Below are 2,510 nucleotides of genomic sequence, written 5' to 3' on the forward strand. Positions count from 1 at the left end.
CGCCATCGCCGTCTCTTCAGGCGAACTGAAAACCGGACCCTACACACTCACCATCAATTGATGATAGCCCCAGCTCACGCTCTGTGAGCTGGGGCTCCTTCGTCGGCGCGGCAGCGTGGGACCTGCGGCGCTAGAGCGTCGCGTCGCGGCAGGGTTGAACCACGGAGCGTCCGGGCGCCATGGACGCTCCATGGCCAGCGGCGGTCGTACCGCCGCGCCTTACGCCTCCTACTCAGAGGGTGCGTAGAGGTTCGCCGTCGAGGAATATGACGTGGGTGTTCAGGAAGGCGCCGAGCCCTTCAGGGCCGAGTTCGCGGCCGTAGCCCGACTGCTTGACACCGCCGAAGGGCACGCCGATGTCGATCGTGATGCTGTTGTTGATGTTCACCGTGCCGCTGTTGATCTTGCGGGCCGTCTGCAGGGCGTGGTCGAAGTCCTCGCTGTACACCGCGCCGGACAGCCCGAACTCCGTGCCGTTGGCGATGCGGACGGCCTCCTCCTCGTCGCGGTAGGTGAGTACGGTCAGCACGGGACCGAAGATCTCCTCCTGGGCCACCCTGGCCCCGGGCGAGACGTCGGTGATGATCGTGGGAGCGATATAGAAGCCGGTATCCAGACCGGGCGGCCGGCCGCCGCCGACGGCGAAGCGGCCGCCTTCCTCGGTCGCGGAGGCGAGGTAACCCATAACCCGCTCGTAGTGCTTACGGGTGATCATCGGGCCGATGTCGGTCTTCGGGTCACGGGGGTCGCCGACGACGAGGGCGGCGAACGCCTCCGCCAGCGCGCCGACGATCTCGTCCTTGCGGTGCTCGGGCACGATGAGGCGGCTGGGGTTGGTGCAGACCTCGCCGTTGTTGCCGGTAACGCCGGGCACCATGGTGTCGACGACCCGCTGCAGCGAGGCGTCGTCGAGCACCACCGCCGGTGACTTCCCGCCCAACTCCAGGGTGAGTTGCTTAAGGGTGTCCGCAGCCGAGGTGGCGATGGCGCGGCCGACCGTGGTGCTGCCAGTGAAGGTGATCTTGTCGATGCCGGGGTGTCGGACCAAGAGGTCGCTCTCGGTCGGCAGGGCAGGGAGGATGTTGAGCACACCTGCGGGCAAACCTGCCCGCAGCGCGGCGTCGGCGAAGTAGCCGGCGCTGAGCGGGGTGTCCTCCGAGGGCTTCATGATCACGGTACAGCCGGCGAGCAGGGCTTGTGGCAACTTGAAGGCCGCCAATGCCAGCGGGGCGTTCCACGGCACGATCGCCGCCACTACGCCCACCGGCCGCTTCTCGATGCGCGCGGTGAAGCCGGTGACGCCGACGCGCTTCTCCACCAGCGGGAAGGTGTCGGCCAGGCCGGCGTAGTAGCGCAGCATGGCGGGCATCGTCAGCGCCCCGCCCCTGCTCTGCCCCAGAATGAGCCCGGTCTCGGCAACCAGCAACTCGGTCACCGCCTCGGCGTCCTTCTCCAGTTCCTCGGCGAACCGGACGAGCGCGGCGGCGCGCTCCTGGATGGTCATGCGGGGCCACGGGCCGTGGTCGAAGGCGGCCCGCGCCGCCGCGACCCCGGCGTCGATGTCGGCGGACGAGGCGGCGGCGGCCGAGCCCACCGGCTGCTCGGTGGCGGGGTCGATCACGGTGAGGCGCTGACCGGTGGAACCGGGCCGCCACTCGTTGCCAATGAACAGCTCGCGCTCGGTGACGAAGGCGGTCCCGGCGATCGGGGTGATGGTCAACTCAGAGTCCTTTGACGAGAGGTAGATAACTGGTTGTTTACCTATGAAGACACAACCATGCCTTTTTGTCAACAACCGGTTATCTACCTTAGGCTGCGACCATGCCCTACGACTCCGCGGCAACGCGGGCCCGGATCCTGAACGCGGCGATCAACGAATTCACCGTGTACGGGCTCTCCGGCGCGCGCATCGAGCGGATCGCCGAGGCGGCCGACGCCAACAAGCGCTCCATATACGTCTACTTCGGCGACAAAGAGGGCTTGTTCGCCGCCGCCCTGCACCGAGTGATCACCGAGCTGATCGAGGCCGTCCCGCTGACCGAGGACGACCTGCCGGGGTACGCCGGCCGGATGTTCGACTACATGGTGGCCCATCCACAGGCCTTGCGCATGCACCTGTGGCGCCACCTCCAACGCCCGTCCGCCGGTCCCGACGCGGCCGAAGTCTACGCCCAAAAGATCAAGGCCATGACCCGCGGCGGGCCAAGCGAGGCGACCGGCAGCCTGCCCGCGACCGACCTGCTCGTCCTGGTCATCGGGCTCGCCCAGAGCTGGCTGATCAGCCCGGTCGATCTGCTCACCGCCGCGGGCGGTGGCGATCCGTACTCCCCAGAGCGCCTCGCCGCCCACCGCGCCGCCGTCGTGGAGGCCGCCCGGCGGCTGTGCACCCCGCGCTAGATGTACGTGGCCGAGATCGTGGTGGCCGTGGTCGTAGGTAGTTGATCAAGAAGAAGACCTCCGGGCGTAGTGGAGTTACTGACTTCGCCAACGCACGGAGATCTTGATGGGCC

The 2,510-nt window shown here is 67.8% G+C and carries 2 protein-coding genes; one reads left to right on the plus strand and one right to left on the minus strand.

Translation table 11 applies throughout. The annotated features are described in order from the left end of the window. Nucleotides 1-232: 232 nt before the first annotated feature. Nucleotides 233-1,720, minus strand: a complete 1,488-nt coding sequence (locus DAT37_RS19280) for an aldehyde dehydrogenase (RefSeq protein ID WP_157978555.1) — start codon at nt 1,718-1,720, stop codon at nt 233-235. Between the two features lie 101 nt (nt 1,721-1,821). Here DAT37_RS19280 and DAT37_RS19285 point away from each other — a divergent pair, with 101 nt between their 5' ends. Next, nucleotides 1,822-2,397: a TetR/AcrR family transcriptional regulator gene (locus DAT37_RS19285; protein WP_109526206.1), complete on the plus strand. Its 576-nt coding sequence runs from the start codon at nt 1,822-1,824 to the stop codon at nt 2,395-2,397. The last annotated feature ends 113 nt before the right edge of the window (nt 2,398-2,510 follow it).

The sequence above is a fragment of the Nocardia aurea genome (assembly GCF_003123685.1).
Classification (GTDB): domain Bacteria; phylum Actinomycetota; class Actinomycetes; order Mycobacteriales; family Mycobacteriaceae; genus Nocardia; species Nocardia aurea.